The sequence below is a fragment of the Pasteuria ramosa genome (assembly GCF_056496785.1).
Genome location: NZ_CP143099.1, coordinates 870,763 through 895,411, shown reverse-complemented (window position 1 = coordinate 895,411; position 24,649 = coordinate 870,763). Strand labels below are relative to the sequence as shown.

Below are 24,649 nucleotides of genomic sequence, written 5' to 3'. Positions count from 1 at the left end.
TAAATTTTAAATATTATGCCAATAATACCATTGCTGCAAAATTTATAAATTAATATAATAATATTAAGATGAAATGATTTAATAAATATGAAGATGAAATAATGATCTAAGCTAGATAAGGTGCCACTACACGTAATCTATCATTTTCTACATACTCGCACCAATATTTTTCCAGAATGCATACATAATAATCAACTTGTTCGCGCGATTTTTCACTAAGCATAAGATATGGTATCCCAAAAAAGTGATGCGATAAGCAATTAGAAGCATGGACATCAGACCAATCTTCGCTTTTTTCCTGAAGTGATGAAAATTGAATTTCATAGATCATAACGGTACGAAAGATAGCTCTTTGTCGAAGATATTTTTTGTGTTTTCGCTCAATTAACAAAGACTGCTGAATATAATTCCATATCGAACGATAATGAACGCAATTTGCTAGTTGTGCATGTCTAAACAATGCATAGAAATCAAGAACACGAAAACGTAAACTATCGTTATAAGTACGGGTAAAACGATTAGACCACCTACGAGCAACACTGGTTAAAGCCTCGATAAAACCTTCTTTGGCATGTAAACAATGATCCATATTAAGTTCTAATTCTTTATACAACATCCTGAGAGCACTACGAACTTCTTTATTACTTTCAAAAGAAATAAGCTTTTCTTGTTCTTGACGAAAACGTCTTCTAAAGAGAATAGGACTTACGAAGCCTAAAACAATCGCATTTAACGCTTTATCTCCTGGATTATATCCTACACCTAATAATCTAGGTGGCTCAATAGCATAAGAAATTTCACAATCTTCGCGTGTCGGAAAAATAATAAAATGCACAAGGCGCGTATCTTTAAAATTATTTAAAATATTAGCAGGAGATAAATATAAACACCCAGACATGAGAAACCAAAAAAGCATATATAAAAAAATGTTTTTAGAATTATATAAATAAACCCTATCTGTTGTCGTTAAATACATACTCATACCTCCTATTTGATACGAATTTATTAGAACTAACATTTAAAATAATAAATAATAAATTTTTTTTATAAATATACAATTGGAATATTTTTGTTAAATTCTAAAGATAATATAAAAAATATTATTTTTAAGATACTATAAAACGAATTGTAGCATTTTTTGATATTCTAATCAAATGAGAAAATGCCAAAAAAGGATGAAAACGAATTGACTAATAGCTTATTTGTAACAAAAAAATCTTATATATAAGGATTTGTTTATAGCAATACATTACAATATATTCTATATCTTTTGATGTTCATTTTTTGAAATTCAAAATATCAAATAAAATTTACACTAATTAAGTATTTGGAATAATTTATTTATAAAAAAAAATTACAGATAAACTGTTGCGCGTTTTTTTATTCTTTGATACTTTAGATTGATCCAAACAATATAGCCTCTCTATGTATAAAAAAATTAAATATAGGATCAATACTGTATAGTCGGTTTGTTAAAATATATAAAAATTAAATAATTTTTATATATTTTTTTATATTTTAAGGTTTAATATGCCCTTGAACATATTTTTTAACTAGCGCATCTAAAGTAGTATCGGTAATATCAATCAAAAAAGGGGTGAATTTAAATTCATTCTCAAAACGATATAAATTATCTTTGTATTCCAATGATAAATATTTAAAATTACGCAAATTAATTCCCCTAAAGTGTTCTTCGTGGTAAAGAGATAATTTATCCAAGGCAGAAGAAAATAATTTCTTTGCTCCTCCTATATTTTCATTTCTATGATGATATAAACCAACAGCAACTTGAAGCAAACCATGGTAATAAATATCTCGGGCAGTTTCTAACCATAATTTTTCTAATAATTCATGACATTCAAAATAATCTTTTGTGTGATTGAAATGAAAAATAAACTCAGTATATAATGGCATATATGGCAATGAATTTACCCCTCTCCATACGTAAATTTTTATGTTTTAAGATAACATTAAGCAAATCTATTCTATCAATTGTCAGAAAGATCATAAACGAAAAATTATATGTAAATCAGTAGAATAAATTTATAAAATAGATCTCAAAATATTATTTGTTTTATTTGACATTATAACAAAAAAATTGTAACAAAAATAACTATCAGCTTCAAATTGTACATAAAAAAATAAATAAATTTAAAGACAAGAAAATTCAAAAATAAATATGCTGCCAGCTAAATTGTCTGTTAAATTCAGATTATATGTCTGATTTATCCAAAAATTCAGCTGCAACTTCGGGTAATAAGCTTATCGCACGACGAAATTTAAGATCTAATAAAACTAAGGTAAGTTCAGCTTCGGAAATCATTTTATGTTCATGATCAAAAATTTGTTGTTTAAGCATAAAGCTAGCATTGCCTTTTTTTAAAGGATAAGTAAATATTTTAATATTCTGCTTAGCAAATAGTTCGTGATAATAATTTATCGTCAAACGCACTACAACAATACCTACACCCAAATAAGTAAATTTATCGGCTGTTAAATTACATTGCTTTTCAAACCACATCCCTCTTGCTTTTTCCAGATAGTTCAAATATTTGGCATGATTCACATGACCCATGTGATCAAGATCTGATAAAGGAATGGTATGTGAAAAAAACATATATATCTCCTTTATTTATGAAAAAATAATATCTTAAAAACTAAATAAATCATCATAAATTTATATTTATAATTTTTAGGAATTTATTATTTGTTAATTTTATAAATTTTATTGTAATAAAAAGGAGGGGATAACCCCTCCTTTTATGCTCTTTAAAAAACTGTTTCAGCAGCTTCTTGTATAACTTCTGATAATGTTGGATGGGGAAAAACAATTAGTTTAAATTCGTCCAATACAGCTCCCATCTCAATACCAAATACAGTTATAGGTAAAAGCTCAGAAACATTATAACCAACCATTTGCGCCCCTAAGATTTGTTTCGTCTTTTGATCAAAGACTAATTGTACAAATCCCATAGGTTGTTGCATGGATAAAGCCCTACCATTAGCAGAAAAAGGATATCGAGCTATTTCTGGTGAAAATTGTGCTTTTTTAGCTTCAACAGCAGTTAATCCTGTGTAGGCGATTTCTGGATCACTGAAAATGACATAAGGCATAGCAGCGATCCTATCTTTATTCGCTTCAATTTTACAAGCAGCATCTACGGCAATTTTTGCTTCAAAACTAGCCTTATGCGCTAAAAGTGGTCCTTGGGTACAATCACCTATAGCATATACATAAGGGTTTGTTGTTAGACATTGGTTGTTTGTTTTAATAAAACCTTTATCATCAACCTCAATACCAGCACTCTTCAAATATATTTCATCGGTATTAGGTATCCGCCCAACAGCAACTAAGCCGTATTCAGCCTCATATGTCCTGGTTTCACCAGTAACTTTAGCAAATATTTGGACGTTATCACTCTGAGCGATACCGCGTTCAACATATGCGTTTAAAACAATTTGACCACCTTTTTCGATAAAACATTTGTGTACTATATCAACAAGTTTGGAATCTACACCAGGCAATAAGGTGTTTGACCCTTCTAAAATAGTAACTTTCGTCCCAAATTTTTGATAAGCAGTGCCTAATTCTAGTCCTATATATCCTCCGCCGATAATAACTAAACTTTTAGGTAAATCAGGTAAGTTCAGTGCTTCTGTTGAGGAAATAATCCGCCCTCCCGGTTTAAATGGCAAGGTAGGGATAGCTATCGGTCGCGATCCTGTAGCAACAATGGCTTGGCGAAAATTATAAGTTTGACCTGCTTCATCCCCGACAACGACCACTGATTTCTTGTTTATAAATCTGACGTCACCGGTGACGATTTCAATTTTATGTTTTTTAAGCAAACTATAAATCCCTTGAGTCAAACGGTTAATAAGTTCATCTTTCCAATGCAAGAGTTTTTGCCAATCAATTGGTATATTATTCGGTACACCAAAGCCGAATTTAGCAGATTCTTTAATATGTTCATAGTGTTTGGATGCACTAATCAATGCTTTAGATGGAATACAACCCCTATGTAAACAAACACCGCCCAATAAAGCTTTTCCTTTATCACCAACCGCACGATCAACAATAACGACTTTCCGACCTAATTGCGCTGCTTTAATTGCTGCAACATACCCACCAGGTCCTGCACCGATAACGAGTAAATCTACGTCGTGGGCAATATCACCTACTACCATTTATCTCATCTCCATAATCAATCTTTTCGGCCGCTCAATACGCTCTTTAATGTGCATGAGAAAAAGTGCTGCTATATCACCATCAATTAAACGATGATCAAAGCTTAAACTTATCGGTATCTGTTTACGAATGACAACTTTATGATCAACAGCAACCGGTTTATCCTTAATAGCACCAATACCTAAAATTGACACTTCAGGATAAGCGATGATCGGTGTAAAAAAACTACCGCCGATGTTGCCTAAGCTGGTAATAGTAAACGTACCTCCGCTTAAATCGTTAGCTGCCAATTTCATTTCACGCGCTTTTTCGGTGACTTGACGTATTTCATGCGCAAGTTCTGTCAAGGTTTTTGTAGCAACATTTTTAATGACAGGTACCATTAGTCCTTGCTCTGTAGCCACGGCAATGCCGATGTTTTCCTTTTTATAAGTTATGATTTCATCATTTTGAATCATAGAATTAAATAATGGAAATGTACGCAAAGCTGTAAGGGCCGCTTTCATAAAGAAAGGTAAATAAGTTATTTTCAGACCGGACAATGATTGCAGTTCTTTACGTAAAGAAAATAGTTCTTCTACATCCCATTCATCCATTAGGGTAACATGTGGTATCATTTGTTTACTTTCAACCATGCGCCGTGCAATAACTTTCCGAATGCCCTTTAAAGGTCTACGTTCGATTTCACCATCTATAAGGGCCACTGGTTCTATCGATATATTTTCGGATAAAGCTGTTTTATGATGGACAGTCTGTTCCTTAACCGTATCTTTATCATGTACCGATCTTTCGACATCTGAAGCTAAAATACGTCCACTTCTACCCGTGCCTTCTATACTAGTTAAATCAACGCCTAAACGACGTGCTAGCTGCCGCACAGAAGGCATGGCTTGAATACCAATAACATTTTTCTTCACGTCTGATACACGCGTTATGTTCTCAATCGGAGGTGCAATCTCACAAGTCGTTGGTGAAATATCAACTGAAATATCTATAGAATTATGTGCTTCTTTTCCTTCCTCTTCGATAATAGCCACCAAACTGTGCACAGGAACAACTTGTCCTTCCTTAATGTACAATGTTTTTACCACACCTGATACGGGTGATGGTATTTCAACGATCGCTTTATCGGTCTGCACTTCCATAAATGGTGCAAAAATATCGATTTTGGCCTGCTCACAAGCATGTATCTTGACAACTTCAGCCTCCTGTAATCCTTCACCTATATCAGGTAGCTTGAATTCATAAGCCAAAACCATCACCTCCTAACATCTTAGTTTTTTTAAATTATATATGCTTAAAAGATAGATAATTTTATATATAGAGATATATTTATAAATTTATTAAATCATTATTTTTATTTATTACCAAATAAAAATTATCGGTATGCATTTAAAAAGCCAAAACTTTATGTGCTGTGGCTAAAATACGTTCCACTGATGGTAACCATTCAGCTTCAATCATGGGAAAAGCAAGAATTGTATCCGGAGCCGTAACGCTTAAGACCGGGGCATTTAATGACAAAATCGCTTTTTCTTGTATCTGAGCTATAACATAGGAGGCAATGCCTGCCATCTGCTGTGCTTCTTGGATGACAATCGCACGGCCTGTTTTGTGTACTGATGTTAAAATGGTTTCTATGTCTAATGGAGATAAGGTGCGCAAATCAATTAATTCCGCAGAGATACCTTTTTCTGCTAAAACATCAACAGCTGATTTCGCCATATTGACCATGGCGCCATAAGCGATAAATGTTATATCAGTTCCTTCAGATACAACATGAGCTTTACCTAGAGGGATGGTATACCGGTTATGCGGTACTTCGCCTTTGGAAAAGTAGAGTTTGATATGTTCAAGAAAAAACACAGGGTCAGGGTCTTGAATTGCAGCTAGTAATAAACCTTTGGCATCATAAGGGTTTGAAGGTACTACGACCTTCAGACCTGGTGTTTGCGTTAAAAGACCTTCTAAGCTATCACTATGCAATTCTGGGGATTTAATCCCAGCGCCATAGGGTGCACGAAAAACAATGGGACAAGTATACTTACCTCCTGACCGATAACGCATTCTAGCGGCTTGGGCGATGATGGAATCAAGTGCTTCAAAGATAAAGCCGATAAATTGAATTTCTGCTACAGGATGGAATCCTTGGATACCTAATCCAACCGCCATTCCACAGATACCTGATTCAGCTAAAGGCGTATCGAACACGCGGTCTTCACCAAATTGTTTTTGGAGACCATCACTAACGCGATAAACACCACCATTTCTACCTACATCTTCACCAAATAGGACAACATTTTCATCCTCAGATAAAGCAATATTAAGCGCACTATTTAAAGCTTTAACCATCGTGATTCTTTCCATTTTTAAACCTCCTCTGCTTCCAAAAACCATTGTTGCTGTTCTTTGAGGCTATAAGTTGGTTGATCATACATCGCATTTATCAACTGAGCAATTTCCATCGGAGGATATTCCTTAGCCTGTTTCAATGCTTCTGTAACTTCTTGTTTCGCTTTTTGCATTATTGTTTCTTCTTCATCTTGGGACCAAAGTTGTTTTTGTGTAAGATAATTACGCATCCTTATTAAAGGTTCTTTTTGATTGTAAGGCGAAACATCGTCATCCGTACGATAACGTTTTGTATCGTCACCTGACATCGAATGAGGTCCAATACGATAATTTAACATTTCAATCAAGGTCGGTTTACGATCTGAAATAGCTCGTTCACGTGCATCAGCAACAGCTTTATAAACAGCTAAGGCATCCATACCATCTACCTGCATACAAGGAATACCCGCAGCAATACCTTTCTGAGCCAAAGTTGCCGCGGAGGTTTGTTTACTTACAGGTGTCGAAATAGCATAGTGATTGTTTTGTACAATAAATACAATTGGCAAATTATATACACCGGCGAAATTCAAAGCTTCATAAAAATCACCTTGAGAGGTGCCACCATCACCTGTATAAGTAACAACAACACGATCAAGTTCTTTGCGTAATTTAATACCCATAGCCACGCCAATTGCTTGTACAAACTGAGCTCCAATAATAATCTGTGGCATTAAAATATTTAAATCATCAGGTATTTGTCCCCCATGTTGATGGCCCGCAGACCAGAGGAACGCTTGATACATTTTATATCCATGGAAATATAATTGTGGGAAATCTCGATAGCCAGGTAAAATCCAATCTTGTTTTTTTAAAGCATATTGACTTGCTACCATCGTAGCTTCTTGACCCGATACAGGCGCATAAAAACCTATCTCACGCTGGATTGATAAAGCAACAGCAAGTTTATCCCACGCTCGTACAAAAACCATTCTTTGCATAAGCAACCGCATCTCATCGTCGGTTAAAGGTAAATCAGTTGTCAATAGTTGTCCGTTTTCATCTAGGATAGTAAAAGGTTTAACCGGATGGATCCTAATATAAGCCATTTGTTCGCGCTCACTCTTTAACTTATCTTTCTTGTGCACGTTTCCACCTCACGCATAATAAAAGTCATCTAAATTAAAAATCAAAATAATGAATATTCCACAGAATAAAAAGCAAAAAATGAGCTACCAATCATAGCAAAAATCCAAATCTTTTTATATAAAAAAATATTCCTGAGAACCAAAGTTTTGGATTAAAAATCATATTATAACTACTTAAATAAAATAAACTATAAAAAACAAAAGATACAAAAAAGCGCTAGCTGAAAAATGCCTAAATTTAATCCAAAAAGCATATATTGTATCCAAGGTTAAACAAACCATCTCCGCCATCATTTTAGACCTTATGATCGTAAGTTGCAATATTGTGCAAAAAATACTGATCTAGCTATTTAGGACAATATTAATTGTGAGCAAAATTTAAAAGATATTTCCGGAGGATAATGATTGGTTAAAAATATAATTTTAAATATTTTATTAATTCTATTATTATTAAATATTATAATTGATCCACAATCAGCCATTGTAGGTGCAAAAAGGGGCATGAATATATGGTGGCAAATCGTGATGCCATCTTTGTTTCCTTTTATGTTAATAACCGAATTTATGCTCAGAACGGGAATGTTGAATAAAATAGGTAAATTAGTCACACCTATCATGCAGCCATTATTAAATATTTCGTCCCAAGGACAACTCGCATGTATTTTAGGTTGGTTAGCTGGTAATCCAACTGGAGCTATTATAGCTGCTCATCTAAGGAAGAATAATCTTATTTCGCGTCATGAAGGAGAACGCATCTTAATGACCGGTTGCACCATGAGCCCTATTTTTCTAAGTGGCGCCATTGCCACAGGTTTTTTGCAACGCGCTGATCTAGCTTGGCTTATTATATCAGCACATCATTTAGGCAATATATGCCTTATGATTTTTTTACGCATTATATACAAAGTTTTTGATTTTAATAATAAAAACAATAATAATAAAAACAATAATAATAAAAACAATAATAAAAATTTTAGTCAAATCAGCAATATAAGTAAAAGTAAAGAAATGACCAGTACCATCAATCAAATAATCGATCAAAAACCCTGGAATATCACGGTAAGAGAATCTATTGATAAAGCAATGCAAAATATGTTTCTATTGTTAGGATTTATTATTTCGTTTTCCTCATTAATAAATATCATAAGCCAACTACAATTACTAACCTCGATAAATGATTATCTAAAAAATATCCCTTTTTGGGCAGAAAATACCAAAATAATAGGCGCGACAATTACAGGTATAATAGAAGCAACTTTAGGAAGCCAATTAATAACAGAACAAAACTTACAACTTTTTATAAAATTAATGATAATTTCAGGCATTGCAGCTTTCGGAGGCATATGCATCCACATGCAGATAGCAAGTTTTATCTCTAAAACCGATTTGCGTTACTCTAAATACTTTTTAGCAAGATTAGTACATGCTGTTTTGTCATCAATAATAACTTTTATTCTAGTACAACCGCTTACGCAATATATAACTGATATTCCGGTATTAATGACTAGCGTTGTGCTGTCTAGTTATATAAGACCTAGCCACATATTTATTATAATATTTTTTATTATCTGGATATTCCAAAAATACAATTTGAACAAAATAAAAAAGTATAAAATGTAAAATAAAATGCAGGACATAACATTAAATGTCCTGCATTACGAAATTCCCTTTCATAATAAATTAAGGGAATTTTTTTTTCAACATAAAAGAAACATAATCAGGTACTAATGCTTCAAGCGGTGCTCCATGCTGGGCCACTTCCTTAACCATCCCAGAACTTATATATGAATGCCGACTATCACTCATTAAAAAAAGCGTTTCAATTTCCGGACCAATTTTACGATTAAGCGCAGAAATTTGTAGTTCATATTCAAAATCAGATGTCGCTCTTAACCCTCTTAAGATAACATTAGCTTTTTTACGACGTACATAATCGACAAGTAAGCCATCAAAACTGTCAACCTCAACATCTACTAATTTAGCTGTGGTCTCTTTAATCATTTGCATACGTTCTTCGACCGAAAAGAGCGGTTTCTTAACACTGTTAATGAGTATCGCTACAATAAGTTTAGGAAATATCTGCGATCCTCGAACCATAATATCTATATGACCATATGTAATAGGATCAAAACTACCTGGATAAATGGCAATCTGCAATTATGATTCTCCTTAATCAAGATCATTTTGATAAATGGTAATCTGTGTTAAACCATAGGAACGGCTTTTGTATATGCTTAAGGTATTTATTTGATGTGGCAAAGTCATCGTATGTAAATGCTCAACAATTAACTGACCTTTGGATGCTAATAAAAAACTATCGGCGATTCTCTTAAGTAAGATTAAGGATAAATCAGATTTATAAGGTGGATCCATAAAAATAAAAGTAAACTGCTTATTTAATTTGTTTAGAAGAGGAAAAACATGTTTAGCATCTTTGCAATAAATCTTAGCTTTGTCAGAAAATTTAACATATTGAATATTATCTTTTAAAACACGATATACCAAAGGATCTCGCTCAATAAATACTACCCTTGATATACCTCTGCTTAATGCCTCCAAACCTAGGGCTCCACTTCCGGCGCAAAGATCTAGCGCGTCGCCACTGTTGAAAAAGGGACCAATCATCTGAAAGAGTGCTTCTTTGACTCGATCGGATGTAGGGCGCACGCGGGGCGGGCAACGGAGGCGCATACCCTTGGCGATACCGGCTACGATGCGGATACGCACCCCTCCTACTAAATGGCATTTCACTATCGTTGATTATCGTAGCATAGAGCAACATTAAAAGCCAATCTAATTTATTAACATTAGAAATGTTTAATAATCTATTACCATTATGATAAGAACGATAACCTCGACCTCGTCGTCTCAATGGCAAAGAAAGAAAAGGTATATGCCCACAACCATGAGGTGGATATCTTCTTTTATTTTCCTCCATTGAATTAACCTCACTTAAATCTCTCAGCGAAGCTTTACCTTTGGCTGCATATTCTTTTTTTTCAGCAAAATTAACATTATTCTTTCTAATTTGATTCGTGGTAGGCAAATCATCATTTGACGTCTTATTCACATCATTTATGGCCATATCTTTTGGTGCCTCCGCCATAATCACAAAACCCCCTAAATTTAAATATATGAAATGTCTATATCCAAATCATATAGATAAAAATTATATAAATTTAAATAAAAATAAATATATATTTGTTTATTTTATATAGCAATTTATGCAAAAAAGCCTTTTATGGAAGAGGCACATTAACCTGTTATTTTTATAAAAGAAAAGAAAACAAAAAAACAAAACAAAAACATAAAGAAAAAACACCAGCTATTCAAAAAGCTTGGTGTTTAAAATTAAGACATTAAAGGCCGTTTAGGCCGCATTTTATCTTTACGTGAACTTGTCACTATTTTAGGCGTTTTAATTTTAGGCTTAGGTGAAACCGTTTTCACTTTTTTGCGCAAAGATGGTACAACCGGTAAATTTTTCTTTTTTTTGGTCTTTTTTTCTTCTTCTTGAAATGATATCGATGATCGCGTTGAAGAATATAAATAATCATCTTTTGGTATATTTTCTAGCTCATCTTCAAAAGGAGACAACCATGAATTATCCGAACGTTTGGAAAAAGAATCATCACTAGGCGGTATTAAGCCATATTTATTTAATTGATCGATTACTTCCTCACGGATAAGAGCTCGTAATTCTTGATCTCTAGGATTTTTTATGGACAGATCACGTCTAATTTTAGACATCAAAATCCTCCTCGTTTATGAGAAAAAATAAAAATTTACCAACGTAAGCGTAGTTTACCATTAGCTTTCTTTGGCATTTTAGAGGTCAGAACACGATAAAGAATACGCGATTCACGAAAACTAATAATGCCTTCTTCATAAAGCAGATGAACCAACTTAGTAGACAGGGTTAAAAAACGCTCGTCATGTTGAAATAAAGCTATCTCCAATGGAGATAGAAATCGACAAGGTATCCCTTTAGCAAAATGCATAAGACCTTTACTACCATGAACTGTTCTTACGTGTAAACATTCCTGTAGGAGGGTTTGAAAACCAGAAACAGTAATAACGCGTCGTTTGATAATATCGTTAAGTGCATCTACGATCGATTTATATACAGCTAATCTAGACAATATTTAGCCCCCTAAATACAGTTAATGATGCACTTTATTCATCCTCGCATTTAAATGTTCAAAATATGTCAAATAATTTTTTATGATTATTTGTAAACAAAATAACAAAATGGTAAATCCCAAGCTATGAAAACACTATATCCTAGTGGAAGATTGAGAAATATGCTTGCCATTCCATTGTATTCTTTTAAGTACAAAATATGGGCATCCGAAATTACAAAATTCGAATAAATAGTCTTGAATGTTTTTAAAACGTTCGCCTTTCCAATATCTATGTCTATAATCAGCAAAAAAGCCCTTTAAACGAAGTTGACCGTATCCCCAGTCACCAACAATATAGTCATACTTATGTAATACATTACAAAAACATTTACGAAAAACATCCGGTTTCCATCCCGAGCTATTTTCTGCAATCAAATAATATAAAATACCGTGCAAACGAATAGATGCTCGCATTTTCTAACTTCCATTCTTCGGATAAATTATGAAAAAGATTATTAAAAAATAATTAAAATACATAACATGCCAGGCAGACTTTTGTCTTATTAGGATAAACTGTGCCTAGGAAGGAGGGTACATTATTTGCACCAACAAAATAATAAGCGAATCAAAAAAAAACTATATTATAGTATCATAACCATTTATAGCCTAATAGCAATTTCTCTGACAGGTTGCAACCGTTGCAATCCTCTACCCAATCAAAATGAAGGGCAAAATGCAAAAATACCCTTATATCAATTATCTGACAGACCTTCACGTTTTGATAACGGTAATAATAAAGAAAAAAATCCTGAAAAAAGTCCAGGGCAAAATCAAATCGGTTATTTTAGTTATAACCCCGAACTTTATGAGAAAAATACGCAAGGTAATAGCATGCCTCTGATTTATATAGATAGACAAACATTAGCCGAAGGCTTGTCTTATTTACTCAAAAATATAGATGAGGTTGAAAGTAATACAATTATTGTAACAGATGATTATATTTTTGCGGGTATCGGGACAGGTGAAAATGAAACATTGGGCGATGAAACAAGCGAAAATGTTGATACCTTGATTAAAAATATCACACCCCGTTATTTCAATATTGTGGTTTTACCGGAAAAATATCTTAAGAATAAAACCAAAGATATTAAATACTTAAAAATCCACGGTAATAATAGTGTTGAAGATCCCACTAATACGTTAGAAAAATCTTTACGAGAATTAGGCGATAAAAATCCACCACATTTTTATTCTCCTGCAATACCATCCGAAAAACAAAGATTTATCCTAGAGAAAGAAAACAATTAAAGTTAATTAAAAATACAGGAAAAAATATAGTTAACAGGAAATATTCAATATTTAGACAAGGCTATCTCAGCTGCATCAGCTTGTTTATGAGCTAAATAAGAACTTCTAACAAGCGGACCTGCTTCAATATGAGCAAATCCCATCGCAATACCCTTATTTTTAATGTTATCAAATTCACTTGGTAATATATACCTGTCTAATTTAAAATGATGTTTCGTAGGTGGCAAATACTGCCCTAGCGTTAAAATATCGACCTGACATTCACGCAAATCCCTCATCGTATCCAGAACTTCATCTTCGGTTTCACCAACTCCCAACATCAAACTGGTTTTTGTCGGTATCATAGGCGCAAAATGCTTAGATTGACGTAAAAGGTTTAAAGAACCATCATAAGTAGCTTTGGCCCTAAGGTTAGGTGTTAAGCGTCTTACTGTCTCTAGATTGTGATTTAAAACATCAGGCATTTTATCAAGAACAACTTTTAAAGATGAAATACAATGTTTAAAATCCGGGATAAGAACTTCAACACGCGTTTTAGGATTAAGCTCCCTAATAGCATCTATAGTAGCAGCAAAAACGCTAGCTCCTCCGTCTTTAAGGTCATCCCTAGCAACAGATGTAACCACCGCATATAGCAACCCCATTCTATTCACAGCTTCAGCTACAGACATCGGTTCATTGAGATCTAATTCATTTGGTAATCCTGTATTAACTGCACAAAATCGACAAGCACGCGTACAAACTTTACCCAAAATCATAAAAGTAGCTGTTCCTTGTGACCAACATGTATGTATATTAGGACAACGAGCTTCCTCACAAACAGTATTTAGTGATTTACTCCTCATAAGGTTCTTCAATTCATTATATTCCTCACTATTATGCAAACGAACTTTAAGCCAAGATGGCTTTCTAGCGGATATTTCATGTCCTGCATTCATAATTTTAATATCCTCCTAAAATACAATATGAATTAAAAAAGTAATTTTGAATTAGAAATTAAAATCAGATTATATATAAATAAAAATTTTTTATTTAATTAAAATATATACAATACCAAATTAAAAAAAGCAGAAAAAATACTAAAATAGAAAAATACTAAAAACAATAATTAAAAATTCTAGCAAAAAAACCAAGAAACAAGCTCTGAAAATAAATTCTTAACATCAAGATCAGCATATGAAATATATTTTAACATGCCTTTTCATCAAAATAACCTGGTGAAAAGGCATCAGCTAAAATAATTATCTAAAATAATTATCTAAAATAATTCCTATATAGTCTGAGATATAAAAAACACAAAAATGTGAATATACTTATAATAAAAATAAAAAAATGGCTATTTAACAAAAAAATGGCTATTTAAATCCCTAAACACACATTACATTGTTTAAAATCAGTTTAGAAGCATAAAACAAATAAAGATTACATTTTACATTATAACCTAATCGCTACAATGGACAAACAGTCCAACAAATTATAATCTTGATAAAAAACAGCTCTGAATAATGAACAAGAACAAGATTTAAAACACAAAAAATTTTTATTATTTTTATAAATATCATATTATAGTTAAAAAGAGATTTTTATCAAATGGATATTTATAAATTTTTGTTTTTAATATGATTTTTAACATGCTTTTTAATATATTTTCTAAAAAAGGAAGACGTATATGCATAAAAATTTGAATAGTTTCCTGCAAATATTAACAAAAGAAAAAGATGTCGTTGTTGTTACAGAACCTGTAGATCCTTATTTAGAATTAGCTGAAATTCATAGACGTGTTATTCAACAAGAAGGACCTGCATTATTGTTTATCAATGTCATTGGTAGTAAATTCCCTGTAATTACAAATATTTTCGGTACCAAAAAAAGGATTGATTTAGCTTTTGGACATCGACCAGAAAAGTTAATCAATGAAGGTTTAAAATTAATCGATCAAATGTTTCCGATTAAATGGCCAACTATCTGGCAAAATCGGGAATTGTTCAAATCAATGCTGAGTTTCGGTTTAAAAAAAATGGCACCCCATAATTCGCCTGTTTTATCATACAAAATGGATGAGGTCGATCTAGATAAGATGCCCTTATTAACTAGCTGGCCTGAAGATGGAGGCGCTTTTATCACACTACCTATTGTGTACACGGAATCTTTACATGATAGTAAACCTAATATAGGTATGTACCGGATGCAAAGATTAAGCAAAACTACTACTGGTATGCATTGGCAAATTCAAAAAGGTGGTGGTTTTCACTATCATTTAGCAGAACAACAAAGCAAGGATTTGAATGTTAAAGTATTCTTAGGAGGACCACCTGCTTTAATCGTCTCTGCTATAGCCCCCCTTCCTGAAGCTATATCAGAGTTATTGTTAACATCTTTTTTATTAGGAGAAAAAGTACCTATTACATATGATAAACAAGGTAATTTTATTGGTCCAGCTGAAGCTGAATTCATATTAGAGGGCATTGTAAAACCTTTTGAAAGAGCTATAGAAGGTCCTTTTGGCGATCATTATGGCTTTTACTCATTAGCACATAATTTCCCCGTATTTAACGTAAAAAATATTTATTTTCGTAAAAACGCTATCTACCCTGCCACCATAGTGGGTAAACCTCGCCAAGAAGACTTTTATTTAGGTGAATTTTTACAACAATTACTGTCTCCACTTTTTCCACGAGTTATGCCTGGTGTAAAAGAAATATTCACATATGGAGAAAGTGGTTTTCATGCACTAGCATCAGCAATTGTCAAAGAACGCTACGAAAGAGAAGCATTAACACACGCTTTGCGCATTTTAGGCGAAGGGCAATTGTCGTTAACAAAGTGCTTATTAGTAACTGATCAATGTATTGAATTAAATAATATCAAAAAATGTTTAACAACGATTTTAGAACGATGGCAACCAGAGATAGATCTTATTATTTTTCCTAATACCTCAGCAGATACACTAGACTACGCAGACGGAAAGTTAAATCGTGGAAGTAAAATGATCCTTTTAGGTACAGGAAAACAAAAAATAAGAGATTTACCCAAGACACTACCTACTTTTGATCATCCGGCGATTAAAAAACAAGCAATGTTCTGTCCAGGTGTCTTAGTGTTACAAACCACATCCCATCAAGAAAATCCTGATCAAGCAAATCATTTACTTGCTACCAAAAACGCAGAGCTACTAAAATGGCCTATGATTATTTTAATAGATGATATCTCAATGGCCGCAGATACTACAAACTTTCTATGGAGTATATTCGTAAGGTTTGATCCATATCTAGATGTACATATAGAAAAAAAATTAATCAAACACCACATATCATATAGCTATCCCATGATCATCGATGCACGCCATAAAAAGCACCACCCATCAGAAGTTATGCCTGATATGAAAACTGTAAAAAAAGTCGATGATAATTGGCACAAGTATTTTCCTAAATCTTTTAATTAATATATATATTATATATTAAATATAAAAACTATATATATGATTGAATCATTAAAAGTAAAATACTATGGTTCAATCATATATAAAAAATTAACTCAAAATTACTTTGTCATAATATAAAAAATACTAAATTAATATTAAAATCAACCTAAATAATTAATATAAAATTAAATAATAGATTATTTGTATTTTATTTATTAAATTATTAGTTATAAACCATATTAGCCATAAACAAATCATATAAAAAAAATATTATTTATAATATACTAAGCATGTAATAAACAAATGCATTTAAAAACCATTATAAATAAAGACTAATTCAGATAAACAGGATATAAAATATTAAAGATAGATATTTTATATGTATACGATAGTCGACATAATTATTATAAATAAAAATATCAAAAAATTTTATAAATTTAAGATCTAGATCACCTATCTGGCTAAATTTAAATAAAAGTTAATTTAAAACACAATTATTTTTAAATAATTCCCATAAAATTACCTTTGATTAAATATAGAATTTTGATTTATAATAATATCATAATCAATCATCTTATTATATTTTTAATCTAAACAGATATAATGTTTTTTAAAAAACATTATCAAAATAAAAAAACAAAAGGGATTTGATCAATATGTGAAAAAAAATAACAAAAACAGCTATCGCTAGCCTACTATGTCTATCTGCTTTCAGTGCCTTGGCTATAAATTCTGCTAGTGCTCATTATATTAATGACGATCATTATGGTGGTTATAGTAGTTATGGTGGTCATAAACATCATAGACATCATAGACATTATAAACATCATGGTTATGGTCATCATGGTCATGTTTATGGTTATGTTTATGGTCATTAATGTAAATTAACTTTTGATAATATGAATTGTATGAAAATAATATAATTAATGCGTAAATATATTTATAGTTGATATTATAATTGATTATAAAGATTAAAATATTTATAATAAAAAAGCATCTCTATCATGGTTGTTTAATAATAAAACCATGATAGGGATTTGTAATATTTTTTTTAAAATATTCATGTGTAAACTATTCTAATAATTATATATAAAAAATAACAAAATTTTATCCTTTTAGATTATTTTACAAATTATATATTTATAAGAAAATATTAACATAATATAGTTATGCATACCTGAATGCTCAATAATATGATTTTAATTATATATAATTAACAAAATATCAAATGATAACTATATTAAATTTGAAAAGATCTGAGTTATTATAATTACAAAAATAGCCCCAACAGCTCTGATAGGTATAATGTGTCTACAATTTTTTCTTGTTAGCTAATTTTAGTTAAGGATAATTAGTAAGGTTATCATTATTATAGAAATAACTATTATTATCACAGAGATAAATATCATGGATACCAACATCACGATAACTTAAATAACACTAATTATAACGGGTATCAAAATAATGGTCATGTAAATAAAAATTATTATGATTGTTATTATACTCATCATAAATTTTAATATATATCGAAAAATACTATATAAAAAAAGTAATATCATCTATATAGTATTTTTTATCTTGATTTACCAGTAATTATTCTTTGATTTAATATAGATTGTTGATTTATATTTATATCATTATAATTAATAATTATAACTTGGATGGAAATGTCATTTAACTCAGCATTATAAAAACAACAAACCATCAAAGGGATTGGATTATTATGTTGAAACAATAGTGAAAAATTCTCTTATATGTATATTATCTCTACCGATGCTATCCTGTTCTCTAATCTCAGCAAAAGCTAATTATAACGGTCTTCATAAAGCATGTCACATGAAAAAACATCATTGTTCACATAATCACGGTTCACATAAATAAAAGTATTTATGATATAAAAATAATAAAAAATTTGATGTGATTTTTTAATCCTTTTAACTTTTATTTCTGTGAATTAGATAAAAAATGTTGTTTTGTAATCATATTATAATTATAAAATATTTTATTGTGTTAAAAATTGGAGAAAGATATTTTTTATTTAAAAAAATAAAGGGGTTGAATTATTATGTTTAAAAAAATAACAAAAACAGCTATCGCTAGCCTACTATGTCTATCTGCTTTAAGTTCCGTTGTTGTAAGTTCATCAGCTAATGCTTGTTGTTTAATTAAAGCATTTGGTGGATACCGAGGAGGCAACGGTGGTTATGGCGGCGGAGGCAGCGGTAGTTATAGCATAAGCGGCGGAGGTAACGGTGGTTATGGCATAAGCGGCGGAGGTAACGGTGGTTATGGCATAAGCGGCGGAGGTAACGGTGGTTATAGCATAAGCGGCGGTTATGGCGGCGGTGGTTATGGCGGCGGTGGTTATGGCGGCGGCGGTTATGGCGGCGGCGGTTATGGCGGCGGTGGTTATAGCATAAGCGGCGGAGGCAGCAGTAGTTATAGCATAAGCGGAGGTTATAGCATAAGCGGCGGAGGCAGCAGTAGTTATAACATCAGCGGCGGAGGCAGCGGTTATTTTATATAGTGGCTTAGAAGAAAATAATGTAATAAAAAATCCTATAAATAAAGGGAAACAAAGCATTAAAAATATTAGTTATGGATATGTAGGATGATAAATTAAATAATAATCAATCCACATATTTTTGAATATATAAATATGCATTGACTATAAAATTTATAAAAATGTTTAATTTAAATTAGTTATACAATTTTATAATGATAATCCGATAAATAACAAAAATAATCGCAGTAAAATTATAATATACTCCATATAAATATTAAAAAATCATAAAAGAGAATTTTATAATAGATATCATAAAAATAATTAGCTAATAACTAGAACTGCATTAAAATATTAGCTAAATAAATATATTCTATTGATATAAAGAAATAAATTTTAAATTATAATATAAATCAAATAGAAAAGGATTGATTAAATATGTCAAAAAAAGGATTAAAAAAAATAGCAAAAATAACTTTAGCCAGCTCACTAGCTTTATCTATTTTTGGAACCATAGGTAATTTGGCATCGGAAAAAACAGAAGCTGTTAATTTCAGCTATAAATACAGCTATAATTATAATTATTACAATGATTTTTTAAGAATGTCACAAATGTATGGTAAAATACCTTACTATGATTACGGAAATCAATATGAAAGATTCGGATTAACTGCTAGATATTATTACCCTCATTTAAAAATATGTCTATCTTTTGCACCTAATTACTTCGGATTTCGTGGTATATTAAAACCTTTTCCAAATAATTATCACACCAATAATTATTACAATGATTTTTTAAGAATGTCACAAATGTATGGTAAAATACCTTACTATGATTACGGAAATCAATACGAAAGATTCGGATTAACTGCTAGATATTATTACCCTCATCTAAAAAGATGTCTATCTTTTGCACCTAATTACTTCGGATTTAGAGGTATATTAAAACCTTTCCCAAATAATTATATTCACTAAAAATAATCACTAATATTTTAGGCAATAATTCTTTTATTTTAATTAATAACGTGTAAAATAAAAAATATATAATTAATAATAATTTATGCCCAATCTATCATTTATAGATTGGGCATCCTTGCTATTTTAGGATCTAAAATATATGATAGATATATAATATAATTATTTATATTTTGTGGATATTATACATATAAAATAATATGACTAAAATGATTATTTTAATCTTAGTATCAAAATAATTACTTGTATAAAATTAGCATATAATCAATTAATATATAACAAAAATACAAAAATAAATATTATATATTTTGAAAATTATAAGTAATTAACAGAGCTTGTCCAATAAACCATGTTAAATAGTGTTTAAGAAACTAATTTAATGCACAAAAAGCTATGATAATATCTATTTTTGTGTTTAAATTAAAGCATTACTAATCGTCTACATTAATATTTCTGGACAAGTCTATTGTTCTTATTATCTTTTTGGCGTCTTTTGCCTATATCTTATCTCTCTATAATATATGTTTTGCAAAAAGTATATTGATTTAAAAAACTAATTTTATTAATTAAACATTTTTAAAATGAAGTTTATATGCTGTACATGCAAAAAAAGAAACAAAATTTAAATTATTAATAAAAATAATAAAATTTTATTATATTTCCAAAGTTTACAATATATTACATTTTAATATTTTACAAACAAAAATAGACATTCCACTATCACCTGTGTAGAATGTAAGTGTTAATAAAAAACCAACAGGAGGATAGAGAATGTCTATTAATTGTAGGTTAACAAATAAATCTCATTTGGTCAAATTTTTTCGTAAATTGGGGTTAATATCCCAATTTACTTCATCTGTTTTTAATCATATTTTGCAGATTATTGATGGTATGTTGTCACAAAACTTTAACGGAACTTTGTCAGATATTCATAAAAAAAGCTTTTATAACAGGTGCCGCCAAACGATAAGCCATATGATGACTAATTCAAAATGGGATGAAAAAATACTTAGTGACGCCATACACAATGTTGCTTATGAAGAAGTTATCAATTAAGCTAAGAGAAAAAATAAACCTTACTTTCTGATAATTGACGACACAGTATGCCATAAGACAAAGCCATCATCATTAGCTGAACACCCTATACAAGCAGCAGGTTACCATTATTCTAATCTAGATAAAAGAAGTGTATATGGTCATTCTATTGTTCAAGCTATGTTACATACAGATGGTTTAAGCTATCCTATAGAAGTTACACGTGCTAATAAAACAGAAAGTAATAAAATGGATACTGCTTGCGATATCATATCTAGTGCTCCTGAGCCAGATCACAAAGCATATGTTTGTGTAGATTCTTGGTATATTTCAAAAAAGATCATCGAAACAAGCTTAAAAAAAGGATTTCATTTTATAGGTGCATTAAGAATCGATATTGTTATTTGTCCTTTAGGCATTAAAAATCAAATAAAAATGTTTTTAAATTTTATAAAAAATAAAGATACAAAAGTTGTTACCATTAAAAAACAAAAGTATCGTGTTTATAGATATGAAGGTAATCTTAATTTTATTGACAATGCAGTTGTCCTTATTTGTCTTAAGGAAGGTCAAGATATATCTAAAGCAAAAGCTTTTATTTGCACAGATATGGAGCTAAGTAATGAAGAAATTCTAAATTATTATTCGAAAAGATGGGAAATCGAAACCTATTTTAGAACAGCTAAAAATTATCTTGCTTTACAAGGATACCAAGTCAGATCAAGCAAATCTTTAGATAGATACTTAATTTTACAAATGTTTGTAGCAATGTATTGTATACATACAGGTAATGGTAATCTCCTAAAGGGATTACGTAAATATCAGGCTAAAAAAGAAGCTGATCGAATAGAAGATATGATTGATATATTAATTTCATCCCTTAAAGAGGTAATATCATATTTAGATGTTCCTACGCATATATCTGTGAAGCTTATTTTATCACGTGCCAAAAAAGGATTAAGAGCAGCACTAAGGTCCTACTGTTATCAATTTAAAGAGGTAGCCTAAATCTGCAAATACAATTAAAAAGGATAGATATGGTAAAAAAACTAAAAAAGCTAGGTTTGTTTTTTGACCATTTATAAATATAATTAAATTTATTATAACAATACAAATATATAAATTCTCTTTTTAGAGTAATTAAACATAAGGATGCTAAATTATTCTAAAAATAAAAACGATCTTTTGTATAAACAAATAATGTTCAAACTTAGATTATAATACACTTTTTAAGTTAATTTTTGAAAATGAAAAATTATGGCCTATTTTTTTTGGCAAGTACAGTTATATGTTTAAAAATATATAAATAAGGTTTTTATTATAAATATATATTATCACTAGTTTTAAATTAATTTTAAAAAATAAATCAAGGTCAAATTATTTTATTTATTATATACTTAGATTAAAATTATAATCTAAGTATATAATAAAACTGTTTATGTCATTTAAATCAAAATGTAGCCATTGTCATAGCTTTGAATGCATTCGATTGGATTCTTAAAATCTCTTTACAGCTTTTGTTTTTGAAAATTTATTTAAATTATTATCTGCATATTAAATATAAATAAACAAAATGGCGGGAGATTATATCGATAAAAAATATATTTAATTATATAAAAATAATTTCCTTTAATTATATATATCTTTTGTATTCTAATAAGAGTAATATAACTCTTGTAAGATAAAAAAATAAAAAATCTAATACATTGTAAAGATTATCAAAAAATATATATAGCTAATTAGAATTTAAAATGCTCGCGCAAAAACTGTTGATATTTAATAATATATAATGAAAGATAATAAATCTATAAATAATTGTTTTATATATAAAAATTCCATAAATGACTTTAATTATATATTTATTTAATCAACAATAAGTATTAATATAGCTATTGAAGATGATAACATCCAAAAACAGAAGGGTATGATTCTAAATGTTAAAATCAATTGCAAAAAAAATAATTATATCCTTAACATGTTTATCTGTTATAGCTGCCTTTAATATAACTACCATGACACCTACTAAAGCAGCATACTATGAAAATAACATGCCTATAGCGAATGTAGCAGGAGGCATATTAGGCGGTGCTTTAGGTATTGTCGGATCCGCTGCAGGACTTGTCGGATCTGTCGCAGGCAATGCTTTAGGTATTGTCGGATCTGTCGCAGGAGGTGCTTTAAGTATTGTCGGAAATACTGCAGGTGGAATATTAGGTGGTTTAAATAATGGATACAGCAATAATCCGTATGGGTATATACAATAAGTAAATTTTTGCTATAACCATAATTGCGATATGTTACTACTAGAAAATAATAACCCTATAAATATAGTTATTGTATAACAAATAAACCCCATTTATCTTAGTTTTAAATCAAAACATTATATCGAATACCTTATGGTTTTATAATTTTTATCTTGAATTTGTACTTCATAATATAAAAATAAAAAACCTGAAAGGATTTGATCTATTATGTTTAAACATACAATGAAAAAAATTATAGCGGGTTTAATCTGTATTTCTACTATATCTATAGGAACTCTTGTTGCTAATACAAATACACAAGCATGCCATACCACATCTAATACTTGTACCACTAATAACGGTTGCTGTAATAATGCTTGTGTTAATAATAACTGCTATAACAATGGTTGTGCTAATAATGGTTGCTATAACAATGGTTGTGCTAATAATAGCTGCTATAACAATGGTTGCTATAACAATGGTTGCTATAACAATGGTTACTATAGCAATGGTTACTATAATAATGGTTACTATAATAATGGTTACTATAATAATGGTTACTATAATAACGGAAGATTCTACTATTAAAATAACAGAAGATATGACAATGATTTCTATTATAACAGATACGAAAATAACTACTCCGAATATAGTTACAACGGTAACTACTAGAAAATAATAACCCTATAAATATAGTTGTTGTATAACAAATAAACCCCATTTATCTTAGTTTTAAATCAAAACATTATATCGAATACCTTATGGTTTTATAATTTTTATCTTGAATTTGTACTTCATAATATAAAAATAAAAAACCTGAAAGGATTTGATCTATTATGTTTAAACATACAATGAAAAAAATGATAGCGGGTTTAATCTGTATTTCTACTATATCTATAGGAACTCTTGTTGCTAATACAAATACACAAGCATGCCATACCACATCTAATACTTGTACCACTAATAATGGTTGCTGTAATAATGCTTGTGTTAATACTAACTGCTATAACAATGGTTGTGCTAATAATGGTTGCTATAACAATGGTTGTGCTAATAACAGCTGCTATAACAATGGTTGCTATAACAATGGTTGCTATAACAATGGTTGCTATAACAATGGTTACTATAGCAATGGTTACTATAATAATGGTTACTATAATAATGGTTACTATAATAACGGAAGATTCTACTATTAAAATAACAGAAGATATGACAATGATTTCTATTATAACAGATACGAAAATAACTACTCCGAATATAGTTACAACGGTAACTACTAGAAAATAATAACCCTATAAATATAGTTGTTGTATAACAAATAAACCCCATTTATCTTAGTTTTAAATCAAAACATTATATCGAATACCTTATG

The 24,649-nt window shown here is 30.3% G+C and carries 24 protein-coding genes; 11 read left to right on the top strand and 13 right to left on the bottom strand.

The genetic code is table 11. The annotated features are described in order from the left end of the window. Positions 1–106: 106 nt before the first annotated feature. From VS182_RS04000 to pdhA, 7 genes are all read right to left on the bottom strand, one after another. Positions 107–982 (bottom strand): hypothetical protein, encoded by an 876-nt coding sequence (locus tag VS182_RS04000; protein WP_479483906.1) that lies wholly within the window; start codon positions 980–982, stop codon positions 107–109. A 536-nt stretch (positions 983–1,518) separates the two neighbouring features. Then, positions 1,519–1,914, bottom strand: coding sequence for a DUF309 domain-containing protein (locus tag VS182_RS03995; RefSeq protein ID WP_479485144.1), 396 nt, complete (start codon positions 1,912–1,914; stop codon positions 1,519–1,521). A gap of 298 nt (positions 1,915–2,212) precedes the next feature. Further along, complete coding sequence (locus VS182_RS03990) at positions 2,213–2,617, bottom strand: acyl-CoA thioesterase (protein WP_479492318.1); 405 nt, start codon at positions 2,615–2,617, stop codon at positions 2,213–2,215. A 152-nt stretch (positions 2,618–2,769) separates the two neighbouring features. Beyond that, positions 2,770–4,188, bottom strand: a complete 1,419-nt coding sequence (lpdA, locus tag VS182_RS03985) for a dihydrolipoyl dehydrogenase (RefSeq protein WP_479492317.1) — start codon at positions 4,186–4,188, stop codon at positions 2,770–2,772. Next, positions 4,189–5,442 (bottom strand): dihydrolipoamide acetyltransferase family protein, encoded by a 1,254-nt coding sequence (locus tag VS182_RS03980; RefSeq protein ID WP_479483903.1) that lies wholly within the window; start codon positions 5,440–5,442, stop codon positions 4,189–4,191. 139 nt (positions 5,443–5,581) lie between these two features. Continuing rightward, positions 5,582–6,556: an alpha-ketoacid dehydrogenase subunit beta gene (locus VS182_RS03975; protein WP_479492316.1), complete on the bottom strand. Its 975-nt coding sequence runs from the start codon at positions 6,554–6,556 to the stop codon at positions 5,582–5,584. Positions 6,557–6,558: 2 nt separating this feature from the next. After that, positions 6,559–7,629, bottom strand: a complete 1,071-nt coding sequence (gene pdhA, locus VS182_RS03970; RefSeq protein ID WP_479485143.1) for a pyruvate dehydrogenase (acetyl-transferring) E1 component subunit alpha — start codon at positions 7,627–7,629, stop codon at positions 6,559–6,561. Positions 7,630–8,073: 444 nt separating this feature from the next. Between pdhA and VS182_RS03965 the strand changes: the two genes are divergently transcribed. Continuing rightward, positions 8,074–9,288, top strand: a complete 1,215-nt coding sequence (locus tag VS182_RS03965; protein WP_479492315.1) for a nucleoside recognition domain-containing protein — start codon at positions 8,074–8,076, stop codon at positions 9,286–9,288. 60 nt (positions 9,289–9,348) lie between these two features. On the opposite strand, the gene coaD is transcribed toward VS182_RS03965, so the two are convergent. The 5 genes from coaD to VS182_RS03940 all read right to left on the bottom strand — a co-directional run bounded on the left by coaD (position 9,349) and on the right by VS182_RS03940 (position 12,266). Then, a complete protein-coding gene (gene coaD, locus VS182_RS03960) occupies positions 9,349–9,765 on the bottom strand; it encodes a pantetheine-phosphate adenylyltransferase (protein WP_479492789.1) in 417 nt (138 codons plus the stop codon). 72 nt (positions 9,766–9,837) lie between these two features. Beyond that, positions 9,838–10,359, bottom strand: a complete 522-nt coding sequence (rsmD, locus tag VS182_RS03955; protein ID WP_479483899.1) for a 16S rRNA (guanine(966)-N(2))-methyltransferase RsmD — start codon at positions 10,357–10,359, stop codon at positions 9,838–9,840. 660 nt (positions 10,360–11,019) lie between these two features. Further along, the gene (locus tag VS182_RS03950; protein ID WP_479483898.1) at positions 11,020–11,418 is read right to left on the bottom strand and encodes a hypothetical protein; all 399 of its coding nucleotides are present in this window, start codon (positions 11,416–11,418) and stop codon (positions 11,020–11,022) included. 35 nt (positions 11,419–11,453) lie between these two features. Next, a complete protein-coding gene (locus VS182_RS03945; RefSeq protein ID WP_479483897.1) occupies positions 11,454–11,810 on the bottom strand; it encodes a hypothetical protein in 357 nt (118 codons plus the stop codon). A gap of 135 nt (positions 11,811–11,945) precedes the next feature. After that, positions 11,946–12,266 (bottom strand): YutD family protein, encoded by a 321-nt coding sequence (locus VS182_RS03940; RefSeq protein WP_479483896.1) that lies wholly within the window; start codon positions 12,264–12,266, stop codon positions 11,946–11,948. Positions 12,267–12,392: 126 nt separating this feature from the next. Between VS182_RS03940 and VS182_RS03935 the strand changes: the two genes are divergently transcribed. Next, the gene (locus VS182_RS03935) at positions 12,393–13,100 is read left to right on the top strand and encodes a YhcN/YlaJ family sporulation lipoprotein (RefSeq protein WP_479483895.1); all 708 of its coding nucleotides are present in this window, start codon (positions 12,393–12,395) and stop codon (positions 13,098–13,100) included. A 44-nt stretch (positions 13,101–13,144) separates the two neighbouring features. Here VS182_RS03935 and lipA read toward each other — a convergent pair whose 3' ends face one another. After that, positions 13,145–14,038 (bottom strand): lipoyl synthase, encoded by an 894-nt coding sequence (gene lipA, locus VS182_RS03930; protein ID WP_479483894.1) that lies wholly within the window; start codon positions 14,036–14,038, stop codon positions 13,145–13,147. 731 nt (positions 14,039–14,769) lie between these two features. Here lipA and VS182_RS03925 point away from each other — a divergent pair. The 9 genes from VS182_RS03925 (at position 14,770) to VS182_RS03885 (ending at position 24,564) form a co-directional block, all read left to right on the top strand. Beyond that, positions 14,770–16,542: a UbiD family decarboxylase gene (locus VS182_RS03925; RefSeq protein ID WP_479492774.1), complete on the top strand. Its 1,773-nt coding sequence runs from the start codon at positions 14,770–14,772 to the stop codon at positions 16,540–16,542. Between the two features lie 698 nt (positions 16,543–17,240). Further along, positions 17,241–17,399 (top strand): hypothetical protein, encoded by a 159-nt coding sequence (locus VS182_RS03920; protein ID WP_479492773.1) that lies wholly within the window; start codon positions 17,241–17,243, stop codon positions 17,397–17,399. A gap of 1,187 nt (positions 17,400–18,586) precedes the next feature. Next, positions 18,587–19,048 carry a hypothetical protein gene (locus tag VS182_RS03915; protein WP_479492772.1) on the top strand — a complete coding sequence of 154 codons (462 nt, stop codon included), beginning with the start codon at positions 18,587–18,589 and terminating at the stop codon, positions 19,046–19,048. A 414-nt stretch (positions 19,049–19,462) separates the two neighbouring features. Further along, positions 19,463–19,999 carry a hypothetical protein gene (locus VS182_RS03910; protein ID WP_479488911.1) on the top strand — a complete coding sequence of 179 codons (537 nt, stop codon included), beginning with the start codon at positions 19,463–19,465 and terminating at the stop codon, positions 19,997–19,999. Between the two features lie 771 nt (positions 20,000–20,770). Next, positions 20,771–21,055, top strand: a complete 285-nt coding sequence (locus VS182_RS03905; protein ID WP_479488910.1) for a hypothetical protein — start codon at positions 20,771–20,773, stop codon at positions 21,053–21,055. A gap of 27 nt (positions 21,056–21,082) precedes the next feature. Continuing rightward, positions 21,083–22,042: a transposase gene (locus VS182_RS03900; RefSeq protein ID WP_479492788.1), complete on the top strand. Its 960-nt coding sequence runs from the start codon at positions 21,083–21,085 to the stop codon at positions 22,040–22,042. Positions 22,043–22,968: 926 nt separating this feature from the next. Beyond that, positions 22,969–23,298 carry a hypothetical protein gene (locus VS182_RS03895; protein ID WP_479488909.1) on the top strand — a complete coding sequence of 110 codons (330 nt, stop codon included), beginning with the start codon at positions 22,969–22,971 and terminating at the stop codon, positions 23,296–23,298. A gap of 280 nt (positions 23,299–23,578) precedes the next feature. Further along, on the top strand, positions 23,579–23,956 hold the full coding sequence (locus tag VS182_RS03890) for a hypothetical protein (RefSeq protein WP_479492770.1): 378 nt from the start codon (positions 23,579–23,581) through the stop codon (positions 23,954–23,956). A 230-nt stretch (positions 23,957–24,186) separates the two neighbouring features. Further along, positions 24,187–24,564 carry a hypothetical protein gene (locus VS182_RS03885; protein ID WP_479492769.1) on the top strand — a complete coding sequence of 126 codons (378 nt, stop codon included), beginning with the start codon at positions 24,187–24,189 and terminating at the stop codon, positions 24,562–24,564. The last annotated feature ends 85 nt before the right edge of the window (positions 24,565–24,649 follow it).